Genomic DNA, 6,080 nt, shown 5'->3' on the forward strand with positions numbered 1-6,080 from the left:
GGAAGAAATCGGTTTATCTCACATACTCAATGCAGAAGGAGAAAAATTACAACATTTTTTAAAACAAAAGAATCGAAATTTTTGCGAATATCTCACGATCAATCGAAGTGTAAATGATACATTAAAAACCATTGTAAAGTCACAACTATTACTACAATTAAAATTAGAAGAAGTGAACCAGATAAAAGAGGGACCAAACCATGAAACTTGTCAATCTTGCTGTAAACAAACTTGTAATTGTTATAAACCGCTCGGATCGCAAACCTCTCCTTGCGGAAAATGCCCTTGTAAGGGGAAACCTTTTCCGACTAAAAAATGTTCTTGTACATCCAAATCTCACACATGTAATAATCACGATACATCTTCTTCTGGATAGGTGGTATAGAAATGGTATCCCTTGATTCTTCACTTCCGCAAATACCTGCGCAAGCTATGTTGGAGGCGACTCTCTTTCATATGGAACAACACAGTTTACTTTGTCTGAAAATCGTATCGCAAGCTTCCGACGATTTGTGTGAATCAAAAGAAGTTTCTTTTCTTCTATATGAATCATGCTGGATCTTTCATGTACTCATTCAGGGCATAACTTTCCCTCAACGTGACAGAACCAAACAAATGACGCAAACGAACCAGCCTGTCCTACCTTCTCACATCCTAGATCGCATCAAAAAGATTCAGCGCTTGTTACAAAAACTCAGACAACAATTATGTACGTCCCATTTTCTCGATCCCAATCAAACATGTAGCCTGCTACTGAAAAGATTGCTACAACAAGAAATGTTCCACCCAAAAGTTGCAAAACCATTTCATGATCGAAGAGCCAGCCCCCCTTGGTTACATCCTCTTCTCTCTAAAAAAAGACAGGAGGGAGGGCAGCATCTTGCTAAATAAAACAATCTTTTTTTATGCCGTAACAAAAAATTTTCCCTGATTTTAAATTTTGTTTTCTCCAATATATTTTGTTATCACCTGCATACTCTTAAGGCAAGAACACGTTCAACTCATATAATAATCCACCCACTAACAAGCAAATCCCTCTCTCCTACGGTTACTCGAGAATTTCATCTGTGCCCTGTTTATATTCCTCTTCCGATCTTTTGCCGTTTCACTTTTTATTTATTTCTCCATACTATTTACCTTCTTCAAACCTTATAATAGACAGTGAAATACCCCGTATTGGAGGAGAACAAATTGATTTTCAAGCTATCTCTTGCACTTTTATTATTACTGTTAGCTGGTATTTGGTTATTCATCGGATATTATTTAAAAACTTCACTTCTACTAGGGCTGGGTTTGGGAGTAATGTTTGGGGTAATCATCATGTTATTACCTGATGTATTAGAGTGGATGATAAAAGAAAATCGTCCAGAAACTATGTTTCTTCTTTCCAACAAGGAGGCAAGTACCTCCCTGTTTTTGTTTACTTCACATATACAAATGCTACATTTGCAGTAACATAATACGTTTTCCCTTTACTATTGTGGACTTTATATTGCTGGGAGCCATTTACCATTATTTTATCATCAATCACAAATCCTAATCCTGCCTCTACAGTCCCAGCCACATCTGTATCCGCCCAAGATGGAGCGTCATAGAATCGTAGGTTATTCACTTTAGAAACCACCCGCTTCCCTACAATAGAAGAAGCAACTGTGCTTTTCTTTTCAAACGTCACATAAGATGGAGCGTTCTTAATCCACTGGTCTCCACCAAGGTTTAACCAACCACCCTTTTCAGCCCATACAATATAAGATTCCGGTTTGTTTAATTGACGTATCTTAGAATAACTTGCACCTGGGCCTTTACGTAAGTTAACGTTATAACCTTCCATATAAGCGATACCATCCGTTACGGCTGTTGGTTTAGATGGCTTCTCAGAAACAGAAACTTCCACACTAGCATTGTGATATGCTCGTTGCACATCCGCTCTAAACTGCGATTCTGTTACACCATGGCTACGTAAATAAGCAAGCGGGTCTTCATGATCTGTACCGCCCAAGTACTTTCTCACATCATTATGCATCCACAATCCTTTCTCTACCGATAGATTGTTATCTTGTAATATTTCCGCAAGTAATCTCACGTATTTATCATAACTACGTTTAAACTTCTCATAATCCTTTGTTTCGCATAATTCTACATGAACAAATCGTTTATTTGCTCCAGGTCCAGCACCGTAAGCAATGTATTTTATATCAGCAATTTGAATTGTTTCATTCCAATCTACCGCATAGTGCACAAATGCATTTCGCCATGTGCGAGTTTCATACCTTTGGATATTGATTGCTGGCGCTTCTGGGGTTGCGGTAGAATGAGCTACAACCCCTTCATATGCACCGACACCATAACGATATGGTTGTTTAGGTAAATCAGGAATGATTAAAATTCTGTCAGCAAAAGCACTTGTTGTAATGGATAAAACTAAAATAGCTGCAAAAACTACAGAAGAAATGTGTTTGAATGTCTTTTTCATTTTACATCAGCATCCTTTTTCATAATTTTTGTGTGGTCAAACAGTCCACTTGCTGACAGTCCGATGATGATTCCTTGAAATACAGTGGTTTTGATATCTCCGTCCAAAAATAAAACGCCTAGCACAATGCCAAGCGTTACATTCAATAACGGAACATATTTTGTTTGTAATCCAATTGTTTTTGCTATCTGCGATAGACCAACTACAATGCCAATCATTACAGCTAAATTAACCATTACATGCCACCCCCCTTCAATAAGAGAGTGAGCACAGCTCCTATAATGCCTCCAACAATGAGACGTAAAATCCAAGTTGTATTAGCGCTGATTTTATCTAGTTGCTTATTGATGTTTATAATGTCTTTTTCATTACCCGTCGTTCGATTTTCTAAGCCTTTGATTTCTAAACGAATATCTTTGATGTCTTGCTTTATCTCTTGCACATCGTTCCTTACATCCTGTAATCCTTCCACTTTGACCACCTCATTTCAAAGTAAAAAGAGAGACATCTATTTGTCCCTCTTTTCTTTTAAAAGCCGTATTTTGTTTAAATTAATAATTGTGATGCAAGTGGTAATTCTCCAATAAAGTATGTTGCACTAAATTGATGAACGTCATTTGCTTTTACTACACAGTTCTTATACACTTGCGGATATAACTTTTGCAGTGTTCCATCCCTATGCTGTAGCCATACGAGTGGGTTACGTAATCCAGCTTGTCCTTTACGTAAACTCACATTCATGTTATTGATTTTCATTGCGACTACATAATCTGTTCCTGTCGTATTGAACATCGCATAACTCATAATTTTTTCACCATTTGGTATATCGCTGAAACTGTTATCTGATGCAATGGTATCCAGCGATTGCCCTGTCGCATCCACCAATTTCTCTACAAACGGACGACTCCCCGGAAGCATTGCTATATAGCCATCTTCTATGAAAGTATCTTCTAACCATTTTATTTTGATATCAAACGTCACACCTTGATTTGTAACAGTATGGACAGAATAAATCTCACATAATGCATTCGTTAAATCGGAAGGATGGAATCCTTTCATAGATTGTACCGCTCTTACCATTTGTGCTTCTTTTACCGTTGTATCCGCTATCCATGAGGTAATTTCTTGATCATCTATATATATTTTTTGACTCACTTTAAAAACCGTTGCCACACTATGCTCTGGTATCCATTCAGCATTTACAGATGAGCCGTTTGGTTTCATACGAAATGCGAATTCTTTATTAGAAAACGGGACCAGTAAGTCTATCTCTTTAACAGGATGTAACAAATCATCATAAAGTAAGGCGGTCTTATGTGCTTCTGCTGCTTGTGCATATCCCGAATCATTCTTCACCCATCCTCTTGCCGTATTCGTACCACTTGCCGGAGCATTTGCTGGATCATCTCCTTTAAAGGTAGCGATGACTGTATGCGTTCCTTTTGCTAAACCCCGTGCAACCGGGCGAATACCATAGTTCACTTTTAATTCATTCGTTGGAACAGCGTGAATGTGTGTACTTATTGTTTTCACTACCGTACCATCCACCTTGAACTCCCATAGTCCACCTCGATTATCAGTGAAATGTTGAAAGTCAAAACCCGTTCCATCAAATGTAAATGTGAATGTATCACCTACTGTGGTCGTATAATAGTTTGGTGGATTCGCTTTTTGCATGGCTCCCGTATCACTTTTATAGTTGATTGCATGTACTTTCTGCGCTACCACAGATAAATTAGAAATCGCACAATCTTCCAATTTTACATAGTCATCTTTTGTATCTTTACGCAACGTGTAATGAGCCACCTTGTTCCCACAAAGTGGTATAAGTATATCAAGTGTACGGTCCCCTACAATACGTGTATACATGTTAGATGAAGTGTTATGGTTCCGAAGTAATTCAATAAAATCCCGTTGATTCGGAAGGAAGCCTGTAATTGTAGTGAAATCCACTCCTTCCAATTTCTTTCCAGCTTCAATTGCCTTTTGAATAATCGTACATTCATTTGCAGACTCCACGGCTCCATCACTTGCTAATGATTCATTTACTACAAATAAGAACTTTTGTGTATCAATCATTCTATCTTCTTCCTCAATGTGGATCTGTGCAATAACATTACCCACTGAAGATAATGTTTGTGTTTTTAATAGGATTTGATACTTTCCTTTTAAAACGTTAATTGGCTGGCAATCGTTCTGAAAAACTCGTGTCCCATCTGATTTTTTAAATGATATCCGTACTGCTTTCGCCTGACTTAAATCTAGTTCCGCTCCCTTATTTGTTATTGTTAGTAACAATTTAGCGGAATTTCTATCATTTTGTGAAAAGCGAATGGTAGGAGTCGTGGATGCATCACTCACTAAATCAACATTCACTTCATGTGTTTTGAATGTCATATAACCACTCCTTTACATAATAAAAAACAACTGATGGCTACTCTAGTTTTTCATTTATTCATTTTTGTACTCATTCTTTTCATGTGGACACATCGTTTGTTAGTGTCGCAACTTGACTTGTTCATGTAGTGACTTACTCTTTTAGTTGTTTATTTTCTTCTTTAACTACATGTAACGCTTCAGCATGCTGCTTAACCTGCTCCTTTAACGATATGAATTCACAATACAGCTGTTGGAAGGCTGCAATAAGAATAGAAACAGTATTATATAAATTAATGGCGTGCTTCTCTTTATCTGTAAATATATCGTCGGTATCGTCTGCAATCATACCAAAATACGTTTCAATCTCTTTTGTTGTATATGGTTCTGTTTGTTCTTTCGGCTTGTTCACACGCATTTGATACAGATCATACATGTCGTCTCTGAAATTGTACTGTTTGATAGCCAAACTCATGATTTTATTAAGCGCCGAGAACGGAATGTCTTTTATATTCTCTTTCATATTTCTAGCTGACGTAGGATTAAATGCTTTCGCCCACATTTGACCATTGGCATTTACATTTTCTTGCGCTCGTAGTGTTCTTAATTCAATATCTTTCCATCCTTTACCCATCATATCTTTAATCTGTAAGCCGTTGTTATAACCTTGTACAAAACTTGATCTTATCATTGCATTACCCATGATTAAATCATGATCGGAGGCGCCGTTTACGAAATGTATTTCATAGTCACTACCTTTTCTTCTGAAAGTAAACTGCCCCCAGTTATTTGTAAAAGAATGTGGTTCAGTTGTCGTTACAAAGAAGTGACCATATCCTGGAGCCCATCCTTCAGATTCAAAAATAATATCATTCAAGTTTTTAAAACGAAATTGCCCATCTGAATAAACGCTCAGATGTCCACCGTCATTTTGCATTTGAATATAATTTGACCAAATATTAGTTCCTTCTGCATTTTCTCCTTTAGAAACCCCAAATTTTGCATACGCTTTAGAAGGTTGATCGACTCCATTCATTCTTGGCATGACTTGATAAATATAAAACGATCCTGTACCCCTGTATTTAATATTGTCCGAACCAAGGACGAGTGAAGGTTGAATACTTCCATCATTTGTTTCCATAAATCCTATATAACCACGTGGCTTATCCGAATCGAAAATCTTCATGTCTTGCTTATTTATTTCAACAAATCTATTTCCACTCGTTTTAAG

At 37.2% G+C, this 6,080-nt stretch carries 8 protein-coding genes; 3 read left to right on the top strand and 5 right to left on the bottom strand.

Annotated features, from left to right (window positions below; translation table 11 throughout):
* The 3 genes from ACQRBL_RS31710 to ACQRBL_RS31720 all read left to right on the top strand — a co-directional run.
* Nucleotides 1-376: hypothetical protein (locus ACQRBL_RS31710; protein ID WP_427736349.1), on the top strand; the 376-nt coding region annotated here is incomplete at its 5' end.
* An 11-nt stretch (nt 377-387) separates the two neighbouring features.
* Nucleotides 388-891, top strand: a complete 504-nt coding sequence (locus tag ACQRBL_RS31715; protein WP_023523284.1) for a hypothetical protein — start codon at nt 388-390, stop codon at nt 889-891.
* A 300-nt stretch (nt 892-1,191) separates the two neighbouring features.
* The gene (locus tag ACQRBL_RS31720) at nt 1,192-1,455 is read left to right on the top strand and encodes a hypothetical protein (protein ID WP_098282451.1); all 264 of its coding nucleotides are present in this window, start codon (nt 1,192-1,194) and stop codon (nt 1,453-1,455) included.
* Here ACQRBL_RS31720 and ACQRBL_RS31725 read toward each other — a convergent pair.
* From ACQRBL_RS31725 to ACQRBL_RS31745, 5 genes are all read right to left on the bottom strand, one after another.
* Entirely contained in the window at nt 1,421-2,473 is a 1,053-nt protein-coding gene (locus tag ACQRBL_RS31725) for an N-acetylmuramoyl-L-alanine amidase (protein ID WP_411996385.1), read from the bottom strand. The genes ACQRBL_RS31720 and ACQRBL_RS31725 overlap by 35 nt on opposite strands.
* Nucleotides 2,470-2,709 (bottom strand): hypothetical protein, encoded by a 240-nt coding sequence (locus ACQRBL_RS31730; RefSeq protein ID WP_023523286.1) that lies wholly within the window; start codon nt 2,707-2,709, stop codon nt 2,470-2,472. Before ACQRBL_RS31730 ends, ACQRBL_RS31725 begins: the two co-directional genes overlap by 4 nt.
* On the bottom strand, nt 2,709-2,945 hold the full coding sequence (locus ACQRBL_RS31735) for a hemolysin XhlA family protein (RefSeq protein ID WP_023523287.1): 237 nt from the start codon (nt 2,943-2,945) through the stop codon (nt 2,709-2,711). The genes ACQRBL_RS31730 and ACQRBL_RS31735 overlap by 1 nt, the downstream gene beginning before the upstream one ends.
* Nucleotides 2,946-3,019: 74 nt before the next feature.
* Nucleotides 3,020-4,870, bottom strand: coding sequence for a BppU family phage baseplate upper protein (locus ACQRBL_RS31740; RefSeq protein WP_411996384.1), 1,851 nt, complete (start codon nt 4,868-4,870; stop codon nt 3,020-3,022).
* 133 nt (nt 4,871-5,003) lie between these two features.
* Nucleotides 5,004-6,080: tail fiber domain-containing protein (locus ACQRBL_RS31745; protein WP_427736353.1), on the bottom strand; the 1,077-nt coding region annotated here is incomplete at its 5' end.

Origin of the sequence: Bacillus sp. AF62 (genome assembly GCF_050312695.1) — a bacterium.
In the GTDB taxonomy this organism is placed as follows: Bacteria; Bacillota; Bacilli; order Bacillales; family Bacillaceae_G; genus Bacillus_A; species Bacillus_A cereus.

Bases quoted from the DNA above. Each gene is read 5' to 3' on its own strand.
- ACQRBL_RS31715 (WP_023523284.1), top strand. From the start codon at position 388: ATGGTATCCCTTGATTCTTCACTTCCGCAAATACCTGCGCAAGCTATG.
- ACQRBL_RS31725 (WP_411996385.1), bottom strand. From the start codon at position 2,473: ATGAAAAAGACATTCAAACACATTTCTTCTGTAGTTTTTGCAGCTATT.
- ACQRBL_RS31730 (WP_023523286.1), bottom strand. From the start codon at position 2,709: ATGGTTAATTTAGCTGTAATGATTGGCATTGTAGTTGGTCTATCGCAG.
- ACQRBL_RS31740 (WP_411996384.1), bottom strand. From the start codon at position 4,870: ATGACATTCAAAACACATGAAGTGAATGTTGATTTAGTGAGTGATGCA.